This is a genomic window from Bacillus cereus group sp. MYBK30-2, from assembly GCF_051915945.1.
Lineage (GTDB): Bacteria > Bacillota > Bacilli > Bacillales > Bacillaceae_G > Bacillus_A > Bacillus_A paramycoides.
The window spans coordinates 151,505-169,854 of record NZ_JBQAFR010000002.1; the positions used below are offsets into that span (position 1 = coordinate 151,505).

An 18,350-nucleotide genomic window follows, 5' to 3' on the forward strand; every position below is an offset into this window, starting at 1 on the left:
ATACGACCGGCTTTTCTCTTTTAAATTGAAACTTCAAACTCCTTCACATACACAGCAGTTCCAGCAATATCTATTTGTAACTTCTCATTTTCTACATCTTTCGTTACATAAACCGTTACACGACCATCTTTATTTATTTCCTGTCCCTGCTCAACGATTAACTCCAATTCGTGGTCAAAATCTTTCTCCAAATACGTCGCATAATACGCTCCCATTACACCTGAAGCCGTTCCTGTCACTGGATCTTCAATCGTTCCAGAATAAGGTGATGAAAAATGACGACCGTGCATTTTTGCTTCTGCATCATATGTTTCTATGCAAAGTGGATGAATAGAGACATTTGGTATTTCTTTTAATACCGATGGAAATTCATCATTATTAGGTTTCATCCTCTCACATGAATCAAGATTTTTAATAGGTACAATTAAAGTCCAATTACCTGTACTTCCATAAATAATTGGTAACCTTGCATCTAAATCATGAACTTTCAAACCAATACAATGAGCTAATTCTTCTTTTGAACCTGTAAAGTTCTGAAACTGAGGTGTTGCCTGCCTCATTTTAATAATAGTTTCTCCATTTCCATTCACACCTATATGTATTGGTAAAATTCCAACTCTTGTTTCAATCGTAAGATTTGTTTTCTGTTCTAATAAACCTCTTTCACGCAAGGCATATATAGTACCCACTGTCCCATGTCCACATAAATCCATTTCATGACCAGGGGTAAAATAGCGAATCTTTATATCTGCTTCTTCTGAGGAAAGAACAAAAGATGTTTCGTTAAATCCAACTTTTTCAGCAATACGCTGCATTTCCTCTTCAGTTAATCCATCCGCTTCCAATACAATACCTGCGGGATTTCCCATATTTGGTTTATTAGTAAATGCATCGTAATGAAATATGTTTATGTTTTTCATTTTCTTATCCTCTAATCTTCTTTAAAAATTTTATAATATAATTCAATTTCATTTTTAATGGAACAACCATTTTTCAGAAATACTTTTACTAACTGTAACCCTAATCCACGATTTCCACCTGTAATAAGGACTCTCATATATCCATCTCCTTATTTTTATAATAAATAAGAAAATCTGCCCACTTACCATTTTCAAGAGAAAAAGCCTTTCTCTTACATTCAAAGGAAAATCCTGCTCTTTCTGCAAGACGAATGGATGGCTCATTATCAATATGTATATGTAATTCGATTCTATGAAATTGAAGGATATAAAAAAATAACGGTAGCGCAGCTATTACACTTTCTACTCCGTATCCATTTTTCCAATATTGATTATGAATAGAGTAGCCCATCATTGCCCATTGATAGTCCATACGTAAAATTTTTATAAGTTCTAGCTTTCCAATATTGGCGCCATCTTCTTTCTGAAAAATACCTAGAATGTACATTTCATCCCGTCGTGCCGCCTCATCAAATCCTCTTATCCACTCCGTGAACCATTCTTTTGTTGAAGACGACATGTCATGATAGCCATCATCGTATTTATATTGAGATGGTAACCTCTTATTGAATCCATCTAACCAACTTTCATAATCCTCTTTTTGAAATGGACGAATAATAAGTCTCTCTGTCTCTACTTGTAATAGTGGCAGCTTCATTTATATCTCTTCCCTCAATTATTAATTGAATATTCTTTATTATCTTACACAAAATACAAAATCTAGTAAATTATTATGTTCTTTATAAACAAAAATCCAGTTATGCTTTGTACATAACTGGATTCCTCATCGTTTAATCATTTTTTATTTTACAAGTACAATTCCTCTTAATTCCCTCTTCAGCACTTTCCCTAAAGCGTTTTTCGGTAATTCGTCCATAAATACAACTTCTGGTATTTTATAATTTGCTAGTTTTTCTTTACAATGTTGAATAATTTCTTCTTCTGTTAAAGATGTTTTAATGTCTTTTACAGTGTAAGCTGTTGGAACCTCCCCCCAAAAGTCATTTGGGACTCCAACTACTGCAACTTCTAGAACACCATTTATTTCATGAATTACATCTTCTACTTGATCTGGATATACGTTGTCACCACCGTGCACAATAACATCTTTATATCTTCCCATAATATGTAGGAATCCATCATCATCTATCATGCCGGCATCACCCATGTTAAACCAATTATCTTTCACTACCTTCTCTGTCGCCTTTTCGTTGTTCCAATATCCTTTAAACATGTAAGGACTTCTTACGTGGATCTCTCCAACTTCATTCGTTGCTAATTCATCACCCGTTTCTGGATGAACAATTTTTAACTCTACATGTTTAAGTGTTTTCCCTACAGAAGACATTTTTTCTTTCCCCATATTTGGATGCCATGAGGTTACTACCCAACCTTCTGTACTACCATAGCCTTGCACCATATATATTCCTTTTTCCATATATTTTTGAATGAGCGTTTCTGGTACTTTTGTACCACCGCTTTGTGCCACTTTCAAAGTCGAGATGTTACGCTCTTTTTTATTAAGTTCATCAAGCATATAACTATAAACAGCTGGGAACGCAAGCATCGTAGTAATTTTCTCTTCTTCAATCTTATCCCAAATAAGAGTAGGATTCGAATCAGCTAAGAAGATCATCGTAATGCCATGATAAATACAATTTAAAATAGAAAGCACGCCACTCATATGAAACAATGGATGCACTGATAAAAAGCGTTCACCTGCTGGAATTTCTCTTTGCCCCGCAATCTCAGTAAAATAATGATGTAAGTTTTTATGACCAATTACACATGCTTTTGCCTGTCCAGTCGTTCCTGAAGTAAATAAGAAAATAGCATCATCATCTTCATGAACTGCCACGTTCGGTTCTGTTATTGGCTGTTCTTGTAGTTTTAATTCAAAAGCACCGAAACCTTCTTTTGTTGTTTCAATTACATTAGGAATTTCTTTAACTGCATCAACCTTTAATACAACTTCACTAAATTCATCATCAATAACTAATACTTTTAATCTCGCTTCTTTTACAATCGATTCTAATTCATAAGCAGTAAGCTGATGATTAAGCGGAATAAATACCGCTCCAATTTTTAAACTTGCCATCATAATTGTTGGAAGCGGGGGATTGTTTTTACATAAAACTCCTATGTGATCCCCTTTTTGCACACCGCTATGTAACAAGTAATGCGCAAGTTGATTTACTCGTTCATTATATTGTTGAAACGAATATCTTTTCTCTCTCCCAACAAGCGCTTCCAAATTTGGTGATTGCATGGATCTTTTTTGTAATAATTGCTGCATCGTTCTCAAGTAAAACTCCCCTTTATATATGTTAGGTTTTTTATTTTACCAGATTAATTATTAATTTACTAAAGATTACACTTAGTTAATATAAAGTGAATAAAAAATAACCATCTACTTAACAAGTAAATGGCTATTTCCTCTTATATATTAGAATACTCCTTATTCATCACATATCGCACATACTCCGGTGCACTTTTATTAATCTCTTCATCACTTAGTTTATACTCCGCTCCGTATAAATAAAATGAAGGCATAAATTCCATTCCTGTATATAAGCACGTAGCGTGAAATGGTTTCGTCAACTCATCCATCGTAATTCCGCTATTTTTATAGTCTTTTTCTAATCCACCTATAGAGATAGCTACACCAAATTCTTTCCCCTTCACTTTATCCCCTTTTGATCCGTAGGCAAATCCATATGTTAATACATCATCGAACCATTTTTTTAATAATGGTGGTGAGCTATACCAGTAGAGCGGAAATTGAAATATATATCGGTCGTGCTCTACTAACAACTTTTGTTCTTCTTCAACATTAAACTCCCAATTTGGTGCCACTTTATATAGTTCATGCACGGTTATTTCATCCGAATATTTCTCAAGTTCTTCTACCCATCTTTTATTAATTCGAGAATTTTCAATATCAGGATGTGCTACAATTACAAGTGTTTTCATATATTTTCTTCCCCCTTATAAATAATTCAAACCCTTTAGTATTAGTATGAATGAGTCACATATAATTGGAAAGTACGTACTTTCAAGTGCTATAGGAACCTTAAAGTACCTTTGGAGGTGTTATATGAATCAAAATGATGATTGTCCAATCGCAACGACACTCGAAGTAATCGGTGGAAAATGGAAAGTTCATATATTATGTGTTTTGATGGATGGAAAAATGCGAACGAATGAAATAAAACGAGAAGTCCCAAACATTACGCAAAAAGTTCTTACACAACAACTTCGGCAACTTGAAGCTGATGGAATTATCCATCGTACTGTATATCAAGAAGTACCACCAAAGGTCGAGTACACAATAAGCGAATATGGAAAATCTTTAATGCAAATTATGGATGAACTATTTGAATGGGGAAAAGATCATCAGATAAAAAGATTAAATGACTAAAAGAACCCTATCAACTTTGTTACATCTTCTATGTCAAGATTTTTTCTGAAATTCTACACTAGGGGTACCTTCATATCACTATTAAGCTAACAAAAAACACCCCTAAAATAAACAAAAGCTGACTTCTCAAAGGAATTAACTGTAGTGAAAAAAATTACATATACTTATAAATATAGCCCTTGTATCAAAGTCTTAAAAATTATAGCCACAGTATAGCTTTAGTATCTTCTTAATTTTAAAGTTTAGAAAGTCAACATTTAAGCCAAACTTAATAATATTGCTTTTGTACGATTGTCCGTTACTTCATAATAAATTTCTAATCCTTTCCGAGTACCTGTAACGATTTTAGCAGCTTTTAGTTTGGATAAATGTTGACTAATTGTACTTTGGGGCATTTGTAAATTCCCATACATTGTTGTTACATTAGTAGGGCCTTTTGCAAGCATTATTTTTACTAAGGATAAACGGACAGGATGCGCCAATACCTTTAATACTTCAGCGTTTTCTTCATACATTTCTTTTGTTTCTTTCATATTTTTTCTCCCCTTTTATATAAATATTAATGATATCCATATATATAATTCGAAAGGATATACGATTTTGTGTCCGTCATTTAAAAAATTTAAATAATAAGAATTTCTTTAGTTTGAAACTAGAGGGATTTATTAACATGAAACGAATCCCCATCTTCAATATTTTATAGATTCTTCTTTCCATTCCCTTGATGTTATGTGGCAGGAATGTTTTCGTCCTCATTTGCAGACCCGTTATTTTCGTTTATGTTACCTTTATTTCCTTGCTGATTCTCATTATTTTCTTGTTTATATCCCCTACCGTTGTTTTCTTGCTGATGTCCATTATTTCCTTGCTGAAATCCTCTTCCGTTGTTCTCTTGCTGGTTTCCATTATTTCCTTGCTGAGATCCCCTACCGTTGTTCTCTTGCTGATGTCCATTATTTCCTTGCTGAGATCCCCTACCGTTGTTCTCTTGCTGATGTCCATTATTTCCTTGCTGAGATCCCCTACCATTGTTCTCTTGCTGATGTCCATTATTTCCTTGCTGAGATCCCCTACCATTGTTCTCTTGCTGAGATCCTCTTCCGTTGTTTTCTTGCTGGTTTCCATTATTTCCTTGCTGAGACCCTCTACCATTGTTTTCTTGCTGGTTTCCATTACTTCCTTGCTGAGACCCTCTACCGTTGTTCTCTTGCTGGGTTCCATTATTTCCTTGCTGAGATCCCCTACCATTGTTCTCTTGCTGATGTCTATTATTTTCTTTTATTTGCTTAGGTTGCTGTTCCTTGGATTGCTTTTGTTCTATATACTTTTGCTTCTCGTATCTTTCTTCTTTTACAGGAGACGAATTCGATGATGCATCAGGAGATGACTTTTGTTGCGAATGTATCTCCTCATCGCGCTCCTCTTGATTAGACGGCGGCGCAGGAGGAGTAAGTGATTTCCGCTTCTCATTCTCTTGCTTTATATAAACACCTGTGCCAACCCCTGCTTTCTTGGCATTCTCTCGCATTTGCATCGTACTGCTTTGATATACGACTGTAATATGTTTTATCTCATACTCTTTCTTTAATTCTTGCATAGCCTTTTCCAACTGTGGTTCTAGCGACTTGTCCTTTGTAACAGCTGTTAGCATAACTTGCTTATCATTCGTTAAGTACTTATCCTCTTGACTCTTCTTTATAATAGTACGTATTACGTCTTGCAGGTGTTTATTTTCCCATCGCTTCATTTCATTTAAAATACGCCTTCCATCATCATTACAAGCTCGCAAATCTATAACACGAAGATCCTTTGTTACGCTCACCTCTAAACTTGGATTTATATCAACTGAGACATAAGCAAATACTTTTTCTTCCGGTTGGTTGTAGAAAAACAGCAACACACATAGAAAACAAGGAACAAGTAATGATGCAGGCTTTAAGAAAGAAGGGATTGAAAAGTGCGGTGCTCTTTGTTCTTGTTCGTTAAACGAGATTTCCTCTCCAATCATGTAAGAGTGCGCTTTTCTTTTAAACGAAATAAATTCTCCATTTGGAGTTAAGACAACTACGCTATGTTTTTTTATATCCATCACAATTCCTTTATTCATCATGCTACCCCTCTTATATAATCAAGAATATATGTATAGTTGTTTGCAAAGATAATACACATTGCAATAATGTATTTTCTATGCCGCTCTAACGTTTTACGACTTACTCTAACACGCGGTTCAATATGTTTAAGCGGTAACTTTTTCTTTCGGAACAGCTCTTCCATCATTTTCTCATCTTTTATAATAATCTTTACAATTTCTATTAAGTGCTCACGCGTATCACGATGCTTAGGAGATTCCTTAGCAAGCTCTGAAAATGTGATTTTAAACTCAGCTAGCACACTTTGAAAATGAAGAATTTCCTCCTTACGGTTACTATTTTCTATCTCTTTCATATACTCCGTAAGCGATACTTGCATTTCTAACATTTCCTCTTGCTTATCTTCTTTTAAAAAGACAAGATTATGCTTAGACTCCTTGCGTATATAGTCAATTACGTCTCTTTTTATAAGAAGATCAGCAAACGCTAGAAAAGATTTTCCTTTTTTATATGAATACTGTTCAATTGCTTGGTTAAACGCAAACAATCCAATGCTATATTCATCATCCTGTTCTGTAATATATCGGCGGCAGACAGACGAAATTGATTTTCTAATAAAAGGCTGATACTGTACGATAAAAGCTTCCTTATCTCCTCCGTTGTTTTGTATGTTATATACGATATCTTCTATTTTCGTTTTTTTTAAGATCTTCATTACTAAACTCAACACTAGTAATCTCCCTGCCTCCTTCTGCTTCAAATAGCAAAATGGTCACTAAACAAGTGACCATTTAACCACATTTTCTTAGTACTTTTTTTGGGCTTGTCTTCTTGCTGTTGCTCATATTTTTCGAGGCCGACTTTTTTCACCGTTTTCTTAATGATTATTCTTTTCTGTTTGTGCTAGAGTTAAGTCTGCATTTTGATCTACCTTCTTATTCTCTTTCGCAATAGCGTCCGCTTGTTTTGCTTGCTCTTTTTCTATTTTAGCTGCAATCTTTGAATAACTCTTCTCTATATTTTCGGTAATTTCATCCATTTATTTCGGATTCCCCGTTTGATCTAGCAATTTTATTAATGCTTCAATGTTATTTTCGATGTGTACTTTTACTTTTATTGCTTCTTTTTCTTCTTTGTCAAAAGCTTATCTTACTTCCCTAAGTCTTCTGTCACTTTTTTCTAATGTTTCTTGTGTAAAATTTCTTTTTAATCGTGTTTTTTCATAATCATTTTTCTTCCATTTTCTTTACTATATATATATATTCGAAGGAACAAAAAAATTTATCGGGGTCAAAAAAACATTTTTTATAAAATAGCTATTTATTTCAAAAATAAAAACCATCAATTTGAAAAAAGATTAATCAAATTGATGGTTTTCTTGTTATATTTATTTATTAATTTTTTATAACTAAGGTTAATCATATAAGCCTTTAATTGTAGTTATCCTTTTTTCTGTTTCTTCTACTGCAAGCATGATACAAGTTTTTATCGGCTACCCATCCACTAAAAGAGTATCAGCTGTTCTCACTATTCCCTGCCGATTTTCTCCATTGTTATCTTTCTTGGTTATCATAATAGGTTTTATCTGCGTATTTTTTATCATTTCCTTTTAGATAGGCTAAGATTACTTTTGGATTTTTAAGTAAAGCCCAGTCTCCATATTTATCAAATCTTCTGCATGAAGTTATCATTCCATTTTTAATTGTACCGAATTTCTTATTATTTTGCTTCCCCAATTCTTTTAACCGTTTAGCGAAATCAGCATCTTCTGCCATAAGCATATTTTCATTAAATCCGTTGATTGCCATAAAGTCTTTTTTATAGCACCAAAAAATCCCTACAGATATAGCTCCATACTTAAAAAGTAAGGGGATTATTATTAACATTGCGGAAAGGAATATTCCTAAAGATATTCTTTCAAACTTCCCAGTTACCCCACCACCAATGTATTTACCTGAGGCTAAATATTTATCTACATTAGACAACATAGACTCTGTCATTTGGGTATCAGCGTCTATAGTAATGATTATTTCTCCACTAGCTATTTTAGCCCCTGCATTTCGGATTTTAGATAAGTTTTTATCGTTATTTTTTAATGTAATACAGTTATAAGATTTTGCTATTTCCTCTGTTTTATCTGTGCAACGATTTAAAACAACTATGACTTCAGTTTGATCTTTATATGCCTCTGATGCCTTTGCAATTGAATCTAAACATTTTCTAATGTACTTTTCTTCATTGTGTGCAGGGATTATAATAGAAAACTTCACATCTTTTTCTAGATTGGCTCCTGAAGATTCGTTTGTTTCAGTCATAATATTCCCCCTTATTTTATAAAGAAAATATCTATTATACATAACATATATTACCATTTATTAGGTTATATTATAGAAACTGAAGGTAAACTATTATATAAATTTCTTATCGTTCATTTTATCACGAGTGTGGAGAGAAAAGATTAACATTACGTACTATTATCGGTAGCAAAGAAAAGGCAGATCCCTACTCTTACAAGAAATCAGCCTTTCTCTATTACTTTATTCATTTTTTCACATTATTTATCCTGATATGGGTTTTAGCTTTTTAATTGTTACAGTATAAAAAAGGCTAACAATTCAAGATCGTTAGCCACACCTTCCATAATCGCGCCTGTTAAAATAAAACAAACGACTAGGTTCTTTAACTTACACTATATTCTCCTTTTATTACAAAAAACGACCCCCGAATTGTTCCAGCTAATTTAGACTTCTGCCTAGCAAACTTAAACTTCTCTGCTAACTCCGTTGGTATCTCCATTCCTTCAGAAAGCTTAAATCCGACAGCCCGCTTCTTCGGGTTATCCAATGTATACATGACGTTGACTGCAAGACCATCCTCATAAAAGACGTAGGTAAATTTAATATTTTCCACTTGAAAACAAGATGTTTCTATAGGTTTTGCCGCAAACTCAATATTACGCTCTTCTTTCAAAATGCGGTTCACATAATCAAGATTCTCCTTACTTTCACTAGCTGGGACAACCGTAAATTCATACTTGTATTTGTTCATAAAGTAACGGGCCTCATGGGCACGTAAACCAGCAAGCGCTTCTGCTACAGGTGAAGACTCTAAGCCAGCTGTAGTTACATTTTTAAAATCAACGACGTTGGACAATTCTATCTCTCCTTTTAACTCTTTACTTCCTAACAACCGGAATCCACATTTCACCAAATACTAAGCCATTTCGCTGCCCCATCTCAACTGTTGCATTTGGCCCACCAACATAGGCAAAATCCTTTGCTTCTCGTAAAACTTGACCAAAGGCAATTCCAGTAAGCTTATTACTTAACTCCTCAGCTGTCTTGCCTTCCCCCTTAACTACTAAGTATTCTCCCATAGGAAACTGGATAACTCTAGATTCTTCTTGTATCGTTTCCTCTGTCATGACACCAGCATAATACATCATCTTGTTATTTACCGCTTCGCTCACGGAAAAAATGTAATCATTTGTAGCTATAGCTTTTAAAGTATCCAGCCTTCCATCTTGTTTAACGGCCCACCAAAAGTCTTCCTTTTCTTTATTTATTCCAGCAAAGTCTGTGTATTCGCTCTTAAGTTCAGTTCCAATACCTAACACGATAAAGCTATCTTTTTCTTCTAAAGTATAATTTTTCATATTCAAAACCTTCCTCTTTTTTAAATTAATCAAATGATTTATCTTTTCATCTGCTGAGTTTATAATATCCTTAAATCATGTCAAAAAATGATACTGTTTAGGAGACCAAAATGAAAAAAGTTGAACGGATTAATACCATCATGCGGTATATCAACAACCGCTCCCACTTTACAATTTCTGAAATCATACGAGAATTTAACATCTCACGATCGACAGCTATTAGAGACATTAGAGAGATTGAAGCCATGGGGATGCCACTTGTCGCTGAAGTTGGAAGGGCTGGGGGATATTTTGTTATGCATAACTCTATCCTGCCCGTTGTTCGCTTTACTGATAATGAGGTTAAAGCTCTTTTTATTGCCTTTATGGCCACAAGAAATCAACAACTCCCCTATCTAAAGAGTCGTCAGTCTTTAGCTGAAAAACTACTAGGACTCATCTCAGAAATCCAGCAGGAGGACCTTGTTCTTTTAAATCAAATCTTGCTTTTTGGAGGGACTAATCCCCATAATCCCGATTTACTTGAGCTTTCCGACCTCCCCCATCCCATGTTAGAAAAACTCATCCAAATCCTTCTTTTGGATAGCCATTTATTGGTTACCACCAAAGAAGAGGAGGAAATCAAGTCTTATCCAATTTATCTACTACACCTTTATCAAGAAAAAAGCCATTGGATAATTGAAGGCTTTGACATAAAAGAAGAAAAAAAGAAGATGCTCCCTGTCGATCATCTCATTAATGTCGAGCCCTATAAGACGAAAAAGAGAGTAAGTAAGAAAAAGATTTTGGAAAAATTAAGTAAGAAAGACGAAGCAATCAACCTTGTACTTGAACTTGGTCCAAAAGCGATTGCCCAGTTCAAAAAGTATCATCCTTTAAAAGTTTCTATTTCTTATACAAACCCTTATCAATCCACAGCCATTCTAAAGACGTTTATCAACGTTAACAATCTCGATGAATTAACGGAAATAACAAATTGGCTACTTTTCCTAGGTAAAGATATCAAAATCAAGGAAGTGCCTGAAGAAGTGTTAGAAGGTTTACAAGAGAGATTATGTTTATACTGTCCATAAGCAGTGACCAGTTACTTCTATTCAAATATCTAGTAAAACCATTTTATTCGCTACGGCTGCTTTAAACGCTCTTCTAGGAATAGCGCCAACACAAAAAAGACATGAACTAATCTTTGTTCATGTCTTTTTATATTAGAGTTTAACCCTCATTAAATTGCTTGTTTAAGTTTCGAATGTGGATTTATCTTATCCATAATCTCTTTCGTTCTTTTTTCATATCCCACTATTTTTGGACTAGAACCAACAATAGTGAATTAGAATAATGACTTAATACTTGCTAGGACAGTAAGTATACCTATAACAATGACAAATACATTGCTCATTTTCCCTCTGTATTTAGCTAGTACTGGTACTTTACGGATCGCATACATTGGTAATATACATAAAATAGCAGCAACTAACGGACCGCTAAGGGCATCAATGATTCCAAGAATACTTGGATTTGCATAGGCCACATACCAGCATGTTAATACGACAAAAGTAAGAATCATTGTCTTAACTGTTTTTTCTCCTATATTTTTCCCACGTTTTTTACCGGACTTCATAATCATGTCACGCATTACCTCATACGCTCCTATATAATGGCCAAGGAAAGACTTTGTAATAGCCACAAAAGCAATGATAGGAGCTGCAATAGTGATTACAGGCGAATTAAGCTCATTAGCAAGATATGATAGGATTGACAAGTTCTGTTCTTTTGCCATCTTAAGATCATCTGGAGTCAAACTTAAAGTACTGCTCCAAACAAAGAACATAACAACAACGAATGTCATGATATAACAAACTTTTTGTATTTGAGCACACTTGGCATCAGTAGCGTCTATTCCATAGGTAGCTCTCTGTTTCATAACGAATGACGAAATCATAGGAGAATGATTAAACGAGAACACTATGATTGGTAGTATCATCCATATCGTTCCAAAATATCCTGTTCCTGTTGAAGCAGTAGAAACACTTGAAAAACTAAGCATTGACGTATTCCACTGTGGAATTAAAGATATTGCGATAAAAAGTAGAGAAGCTATGAAAGGATATACTAGCATGCTCATTATCTTTACAGTGATATCTTGACCAAAATTTAGTATAGCGATAAGACCGAGTACTAATACAAGCGATAAAATGGCCCTTGGAGGCTCCGGCATGTGCAATTGATGCACGATAAAACTACTCGCAGTATTTGTAAGTGCAACCGAATACATCAACACGATCGTATAAATTGAGACGAAATATACTATGTTAAAAATGATACTTGCCTTATTTCCGAAATACTCTCTTATCGTGCCTGTAATCCCCTCATCAGCAGAATTTGAAGCGTATATCATTTTAGCAAGCGCCCTATGTGAATAATACATAACAGGATATGCAAGTATGGTAATTAACAGTAATGATAATAAACCACCTGAACCTGCATTAATAGGTAAAAAGAGTACTCCTGCTCCAATTGCTGTTCCAAAAAGGCTCAATGCCCAGGTAGTATCTTGTTTATGCCACTTTTTAGGATCTAGATATTCCTCATTTTTTACTGCAGTATTTTCAGCTTGAAATTCTATATTTTTTGCAGTATTCCCATTCATATAATTATTCCCCCTTGTATCCTATTCTTACGTCTCTTTTTAGGCTTAGGAATATAGAACATTTTTGAAAAATGAATCGCTTACAAAATTTTCTACATTGTAATCGATTCCACCTAAACCTGTCTGTCTCTCTTAATTTGCGAGGCATTTATCCTCCAACCAACCCTATACATCGCTTCAATAACTTCGCCAGTAGCTTTGATATTATTTACGCTAGCTAATGCGATGTCCACTGTTGCTGAACTATTTTGAATAAATCCCCCTTCTAAGCACACACCTTTCTTAAAGTAATCGTGTCAGTCTGTCCAATTTTAAAATGTTTGATATTTTCTCCGTCGGTAATAGATTACCTCTCGACGCCCTCATTATAACGTTAATATTTACGAGTCTAATGTTTTTTTATTTTTAGAAAGATTGAATAATCAGAATTATGAATAGATAATTAATTCCAAGTGGTATGTAGCAATTGTGTCCATCGTTTGAAGCTGTATTAGTCGGTAGAAAAGCAAAAATAATACAGATTTCCTTTTGTTAACACATTGATTATATTAGGAACTCGTTATAAAGATACTTATATTCTCCTTTGTTGAAGCACCTTATTTTAGACGTGAAAACTGTTATACTAAATGACCCATGCAGATGTAAAGAAATAAATTAAGAAAACATAAAAATATTTTTACGAATATTTATTATATATAATGAATTTATATTCATTTTTCAGAAAAAAGGAACTTCTCCCCCCAAGGAGCCACCACAACTTCTATAATGATTGACATGTTACGCCTTTTAAAAGAATAACTCCACAGGATATCTTTTACAATATGTAATATTTATTAAGTGTAGTTTTATCTAAATATGCATAATTACATAAAGTTTATGAAAAAAAGAGAGTATACTTTTGTATTGTGTAATAAAGATAAAGCCCACCTACGGAAATAGGTGGGCTTTTCACATATAAAAATTGCATTAATTATATGACGATTAGAATTGAGTTCAAAATATTATTTCTTCCCCTTCAACTCTCTCAGTCTGCTTTTTTTCAACGTCTGAACCTACATACGTACCAACTGTGTAACCAGTAAAAATACCAACAACTATAGCAATAACTAAGATTAATGTGATTTTAATCCACTTTTCCAAACATATATTTTATTTCGGAAAATTTAGTTGTCACGAGACACCGAACCGATGGTGTACTTACCCTAACTGACGTTTAAATGCTTTATTGGCGAAGAAGTAAGCGATGACCATGATGCCGACGCACCAAGCAAGCGCGATCCAGATATCGTTGCTAACAGACCCTTCATACAAGAGGGCACGAATCGCATTCACGATTGAAGTCACGGGCTGGTTCTCAGCGAACGCACGAACAATTTTAGGCATAGTTTCGGTAGGAACAAAGGCCGAACTAATAAACGGCAGGAAAATTAGCGGGTACGAGTAGGCTGTCGCCCCTTCCATAGACTTCGCTGTCAATCCGGGAATGACAGCGAGCCATGTCAGCGCCAGCGTAAACATCCCGAGTATCCCAGCTACCGCGAGCCAATCTAGAATATTAGCGCTGGAACGGAAGCCCATTAAGAGTGCAACGAGGATAACCACCACGATAGTAAGCACATTAGCAACAAGTGAAGTTAATACGTGAGCCCACAATACAGACGAACGCTTGATGGGCATAGTAATGAAACGCGCCATCAGCCCGCTCTTTACATCCGTAAACAGCCGTACGGAAGTGTAAGCGACACCGGATGCGATAGCCATCAACAAGATTCCCGGTAATAAATAATTGACGTAGTTATCTGTTCCTGTCTCTATGGCACCACCAAATACGTAAACAAACAACAGCATCATCATAATTGGTGTAATTGCTACCGTAATAATCGTATCTGGACTGCGCATGATGTTTCGCATTAACCGTCCTAATAACACCCCTGTTTTGCTTTTCATTTACATCTCCTCCTTTTTACCGATGATCGCGAGGAAAATTTCCTCCAATGTCGGCTGCTTCTCGATGTACTCCACTTTTGCTGGTGGAAACATCTCTTTAAGTTCAGTAAGAGTACCAGTCGTAATAATTTTTCCGCCATGCAAGATAGCGATACGGTCGGCCAGTTGTTCTGCTTCCTCCAAGTACTGAGTTGTCAACAAGATTGTTGTGCCACCGCCAGCAAGTTCCTTGACGGTATCCCACACTTCAATCCGCGCTTCGGGGTCAAGCCCTGTCGTCGGTTCGTCGAGAAAAATGACTGCTGGCGTCCCGATCAAGCTCATGGCGATATCTAACCGGCGCTTCATCCCTCCCGAATACTGGTCTGCCCTCTGGTTAGCTGCATCTGTCAGGCTAAATCTTGCAAGCAAATTGTCGGCAACTTGAGCGGGATTGGAAACTCCACGCAACTTGGCGATCATTATCAAGTTTTCTCTCCCCGTGAGCATACCGTCTAAAGCTGCGAACTGTCCTGTCAGACTGATACTTTGACGAACATGATCCGGTTGACGCTGAACGTCAAAACCGCAAATACCTACTTCACCACCATCTTGCTTCATCAGTGTCGAGAGGATGTTGACCGTCGTCGTCTTGCCAGCTCCATTTGAGCCCAGCAGTGCGAAAATTTCGCCACGCTGCACCTCAAAATCCACCCCCTTTAACACCTCCTTGTCTTTAAAGGATTTTTTTAATCCTTTTACAGAAATCGCTGCATTGGTCATACTTTTTTCCTCCTTATAAAAAATGTTTTGCAAAACTAGACTGCCTACACCATCTATTTAGTATTACTGATAATCTGTATTACTTAGTACCAGTTTAAAAATATAACTGAATAGCGATGGCGGCAATTCACATTTGTAACCAGCTAATCAGTCGGTATTACCTATTGCATTTATTTTTTTCTTAATTGTTTCATGATACTTTGATTCAAATCTTCACGATACTTGGAGACATAAGTTTTAGCATTTGCCACTAGTTCGTCAGCAAAAGATGCCACGTCCTCCCCAGTGATTTCAAGCACTTGTCTGCCTTCCGCCGCACCGGCTTCGAACAAATCGATTAATTCATACTGTATGTGTAGCATATCCATCCCGTTGCCCGCCGAGAAATTCCACATGTAGTTTTGAATTTTCTTAAACACAAACTGGTAGTCCTCTGGCAGAGCCCCAACTCGTGCCATCATCATTTTGTACTCTTTTTTATCACCAATTAATTTTTTGAACATTTCCATCATATTGTTTTTCCTCCTTTTTTATAAAGCAGAACAAGAAACTCCAAAAACATTAGATGCAATAACTTATCTTATGAAGCTAGTTTGACTTCAAGACGTTAATTTTTGATGATACAAAATCCCATTTTTCCCAAAACAATTCAAGCTCCTGGCGGCCAGCATCATTAAGTGAATAAAACTTACGAGGTGGCCCCATATCTGACGGTTTCTTTTCAATATTCACAAGCTTTTTCTTCTCTAATCGTACGAGGATGGTATACACAGTTCCTTCCACGACTTCGGTAAATCCAAGATCATTCAGGTGACGTGTAATCTCATAGCCATAAGTTTCACGGCGACTGATGATTTCCAACACACAACCTTCCAGCGAACCTTTCAGCATTTCAGTTAAATTTTCCATATTCTGATCCTCCTCTACCCCCTATTCTGTCTGACTTATATTCAGTATCACAGAGTACTAAGGCGAATTTTTACTGAATAGCTTTTGAGAAACCGTACTATTCAGTATTACTTATTACAAGTACATTGTATGACTAAGTAGAGAGAATGTCAACTGGATTTTAAAAAAAATTTAAAAATCAGCTATATCCCCATTGGATAAAGACGATTTTCTTTATGAAGAGGTCTCACCACATACTTATCAAGGTTAGAAAAGCAAATATCCCCAAACGAGAAAATGTGCACTTTCTCGTTTGGGGAGTGTTATAAAATTCTGAAGCTGATGGATGTAGCAGATTCCCTTTATTAATAAGATAGATTATTTTTGTGTTCCTCTACTAATGCACCTACGAATGTAATACATAAGTTTTCGAATACATACAAACTCTTTATACAGTCACCTCTAAATATAGGACATCCTTTTTGTTACGATAACATCATATTCATATCTTCTGCTGCAGTTGTAATTAGTTTTAAACCAAATGTTTCTTGTAATACATCAAGCACACCAGGTGAAATAAATTCAGGGGCCTTTGGACCAATGCGAATATCTTGAATCCCAAGACTAAATAGCCCAAGTAAAATGGCAACCGCTTTTTGTTCAAACCATGATAGAACAATACTCACTGGCAATTCATTCACTTCACATTGGAAGGCATCTGCTAAAGCAGCTGCTATTTTCACTGTAGAAATTGAATTATTGCATTGTCCTAAATCAATGTAACGTGGAATCTCCGTACCAGGTACAACACCATAATTTACATCATTAAAGCGGAATTTCCCGCAAGAAGTTGTTAAAATAACGGTTTCTGGCGGAAGTGACGTTGCTAATTCACGATAATATTCTCCGCCTTTTCCCGGCGCATCGCAACCGGCGATAACAAAGAAACGCTTTATTTTCCCTTCCTTTACTGCCTCAATAATTTCTGGAGCTAATGATAATACTGTATCGTGATGAAAACCCGTCACTAACTGTTCATCCGACTCCATATGTACTTCTGGAAGTTCTAGCGCTTTTTGAATCAATGGTGCAAAATCATCATTTTCAATTTTCTGTACGCCCTCTAAGCCTGCAATATCATATGAAAAGAATCGATCAGAATACGATCCTTTAATCGGCATAACACAGTTCGTTGTAGCCAATATGGCACCAGTGAATTTTTCGAAAAGGCGTCTTTGATCATACCATGCCTTACCAATATTTCCTTTTAAATGTTTATATTTTTTCAGCCTTGGATAACCGTGTGCTGGTAGCATTTCAGAATGCGTATAAATATTAATTTCTTTGCCTTCTGTTTGCTTTAATAATTCCTCTAATGCAAATAAATTATGACCAGTAACAACAATTGCCTTACCTTCTACATGATTTTGTGTAATTTGAACAGGTTCTGGAACACCAAAATGATTCGTATGTGCCTCATCTAATAACTCCATCACCCGTAAAGCTGATTTCCCTACTTTCATAGCCATATCAATATGTTCTTGTTCATTAAAGTTAGAATTTGTTAATGTCATATATAACGCTTCTTGCGTTGTAGCATCAACAAATGCATCTGTATACCCTAGCTGAGCAGCATGGGTACGATAAGCAGCAATTCCTTTTAACCCAAATACAATCGTATCTTGTAAACTTGCAATTGTTTCATTCTTACCGCAAACACCCATTACTTTACATCCGCCTGTTGGCGTTTGTTCACATTGATAGCAAAACATTTCATCCCCCCCTTTCCCAATCACTCATTACAAACTAAGCATAATATTCATTGAGAAAAAGGGATGTGATATCAATCACAATAATATATAAAAATTTGTGACACTTTTCATTGTTAACATAATATTTTTGCTGTAAACTTAAATTAATGCCTGCACATGAGCATTTACTTGCATAATATATCGAAATTCTTTTAAGGAATACAAATGTG

Annotated in this window: 19 protein-coding genes and 3 pseudogenes; 2 read left to right on the top strand and 20 right to left on the bottom strand. The window is 35.5% G+C overall.

What is annotated here, in order from left to right; translation table 11 throughout:
* Positions 1–20 precede the first annotated feature (20 nt).
* The 5 genes and pseudogenes from ACTFQM_RS12335 to ACTFQM_RS12355 all read right to left on the bottom strand — a co-directional run bounded on the left by ACTFQM_RS12335 (position 21) and on the right by ACTFQM_RS12355 (position 3,932).
* Positions 21–920 (bottom strand): PhzF family phenazine biosynthesis isomerase, encoded by a 900-nt coding sequence (locus ACTFQM_RS12335; protein ID WP_440034535.1) that lies wholly within the window; start codon positions 918–920, stop codon positions 21–23.
* Between the two features lie 65 nt (positions 921–985).
* Positions 986–1,057, bottom strand: a pseudogene (locus ACTFQM_RS12340) (SDR family NAD(P)-dependent oxidoreductase); the annotation flags it as partial.
* Positions 1,054–1,617: a GNAT family N-acetyltransferase gene (locus ACTFQM_RS12345; protein WP_440034536.1), complete on the bottom strand. Its 564-nt coding sequence runs from the start codon at positions 1,615–1,617 to the stop codon at positions 1,054–1,056. The gene ACTFQM_RS12345 and the pseudogene ACTFQM_RS12340, both read right to left, overlap by 4 nt.
* Before the next feature lie 144 nt (positions 1,618–1,761).
* Entirely contained in the window at positions 1,762–3,264 is a 1,503-nt protein-coding gene (locus ACTFQM_RS12350) for a class I adenylate-forming enzyme family protein (protein WP_440034538.1), read from the bottom strand.
* 134 nt (positions 3,265–3,398) lie between these two features.
* On the bottom strand, positions 3,399–3,932 hold the full coding sequence (locus ACTFQM_RS12355) for an NAD(P)H-dependent oxidoreductase (protein ID WP_440034539.1): 534 nt from the start codon (positions 3,930–3,932) through the stop codon (positions 3,399–3,401).
* A 124-nt stretch (positions 3,933–4,056) separates the two neighbouring features.
* Between ACTFQM_RS12355 and ACTFQM_RS12360 the strand changes: the two genes are divergently transcribed.
* A complete protein-coding gene (locus ACTFQM_RS12360; RefSeq protein WP_440034541.1) occupies positions 4,057–4,380 on the top strand; it encodes a winged helix-turn-helix transcriptional regulator in 324 nt (107 codons plus the stop codon).
* A 257-nt stretch (positions 4,381–4,637) separates the two neighbouring features.
* On the opposite strand, the gene ACTFQM_RS12365 is transcribed toward ACTFQM_RS12360, so the two are convergent.
* The 7 genes from ACTFQM_RS12365 to ACTFQM_RS12395 all read right to left on the bottom strand — a co-directional run bounded on the left by ACTFQM_RS12365 (position 4,638) and on the right by ACTFQM_RS12395 (position 10,125).
* On the bottom strand, positions 4,638–4,913 hold the full coding sequence (locus tag ACTFQM_RS12365; protein WP_327921734.1) for an ArsR/SmtB family transcription factor: 276 nt from the start codon (positions 4,911–4,913) through the stop codon (positions 4,638–4,640).
* Positions 4,914–5,107: 194 nt separating this feature from the next.
* Positions 5,108–6,487: an anti-sigma-I factor RsgI family protein gene (locus ACTFQM_RS12370; RefSeq protein WP_440035770.1), complete on the bottom strand. Its 1,380-nt coding sequence runs from the start codon at positions 6,485–6,487 to the stop codon at positions 5,108–5,110.
* Entirely contained in the window at positions 6,487–7,200 is a 714-nt protein-coding gene (gene sigI / locus ACTFQM_RS12375) for an RNA polymerase sigma factor SigI (RefSeq protein ID WP_440034543.1), read from the bottom strand. Before sigI ends, ACTFQM_RS12370 begins: the two co-directional genes overlap by 1 nt.
* A 147-nt stretch (positions 7,201–7,347) precedes the next feature.
* On the bottom strand, positions 7,348–7,509 hold the full coding sequence (locus tag ACTFQM_RS12380; protein WP_440034544.1) for a hypothetical protein: 162 nt from the start codon (positions 7,507–7,509) through the stop codon (positions 7,348–7,350).
* Positions 7,510–8,023: 514 nt separating this feature from the next.
* A complete protein-coding gene (locus ACTFQM_RS12385) occupies positions 8,024–8,785 on the bottom strand; it encodes a glycosyltransferase (RefSeq protein ID WP_440034546.1) in 762 nt (253 codons plus the stop codon).
* A gap of 364 nt (positions 8,786–9,149) precedes the next feature.
* Complete coding sequence (locus ACTFQM_RS12390; RefSeq protein WP_440034547.1) at positions 9,150–9,659, bottom strand: phage tail protein; 510 nt, start codon at positions 9,657–9,659, stop codon at positions 9,150–9,152.
* A complete protein-coding gene (locus tag ACTFQM_RS12395; RefSeq protein WP_440034548.1) occupies positions 9,646–10,125 on the bottom strand; it encodes a GyrI-like domain-containing protein in 480 nt (159 codons plus the stop codon). The genes ACTFQM_RS12390 and ACTFQM_RS12395 overlap by 14 nt, the downstream gene beginning before the upstream one ends.
* A 110-nt stretch (positions 10,126–10,235) precedes the next feature.
* Between ACTFQM_RS12395 and ACTFQM_RS12400 the strand changes: the two genes are divergently transcribed.
* Positions 10,236–11,198, top strand: a complete 963-nt coding sequence (locus ACTFQM_RS12400) for a helix-turn-helix transcriptional regulator (RefSeq protein ID WP_440034549.1) — start codon at positions 10,236–10,238, stop codon at positions 11,196–11,198.
* 254 nt (positions 11,199–11,452) lie between these two features.
* Here the strand turns inward: ACTFQM_RS12400 and ACTFQM_RS12405 are convergent, their stop codons facing one another.
* From ACTFQM_RS12405 to hcp, 8 genes and pseudogenes are all read right to left on the bottom strand, one after another.
* The gene (locus ACTFQM_RS12405) at positions 11,453–12,772 is read right to left on the bottom strand and encodes an aromatic amino acid transport family protein (RefSeq protein ID WP_178939431.1); all 1,320 of its coding nucleotides are present in this window, start codon (positions 12,770–12,772) and stop codon (positions 11,453–11,455) included.
* A 124-nt stretch (positions 12,773–12,896) separates the two neighbouring features.
* Positions 12,897–13,020, bottom strand: a pseudogene (locus ACTFQM_RS12410) (L-serine ammonia-lyase, iron-sulfur-dependent, subunit alpha); the annotation flags it as partial.
* A 711-nt stretch (positions 13,021–13,731) separates the two neighbouring features.
* Positions 13,732–13,912, bottom strand: a pseudogene (locus ACTFQM_RS12415) (PRK06770 family protein); the annotation flags it as partial.
* A gap of 57 nt (positions 13,913–13,969) precedes the next feature.
* The gene (locus ACTFQM_RS12420; protein WP_098476073.1) at positions 13,970–14,719 is read right to left on the bottom strand and encodes an ABC transporter permease; all 750 of its coding nucleotides are present in this window, start codon (positions 14,717–14,719) and stop codon (positions 13,970–13,972) included.
* Complete coding sequence (locus ACTFQM_RS12425; protein ID WP_427288141.1) at positions 14,720–15,481, bottom strand: ABC transporter ATP-binding protein; 762 nt, start codon at positions 15,479–15,481, stop codon at positions 14,720–14,722. It abuts the gene before it with no gap.
* A gap of 170 nt (positions 15,482–15,651) precedes the next feature.
* Complete coding sequence (locus tag ACTFQM_RS12430) at positions 15,652–15,993, bottom strand: DUF1048 domain-containing protein (RefSeq protein ID WP_178939428.1); 342 nt, start codon at positions 15,991–15,993, stop codon at positions 15,652–15,654.
* A 76-nt stretch (positions 15,994–16,069) separates the two neighbouring features.
* The gene (locus ACTFQM_RS12435) at positions 16,070–16,390 is read right to left on the bottom strand and encodes a PadR family transcriptional regulator (RefSeq protein WP_000429482.1); all 321 of its coding nucleotides are present in this window, start codon (positions 16,388–16,390) and stop codon (positions 16,070–16,072) included.
* 464 nt (positions 16,391–16,854) lie between these two features.
* Positions 16,855–18,141 (bottom strand): hydroxylamine reductase, encoded by a 1,287-nt coding sequence (hcp, locus tag ACTFQM_RS12440; RefSeq protein WP_440034553.1) that lies wholly within the window; start codon positions 18,139–18,141, stop codon positions 16,855–16,857.
* Between the last annotated feature and the right edge of the window lie 209 nt (positions 18,142–18,350).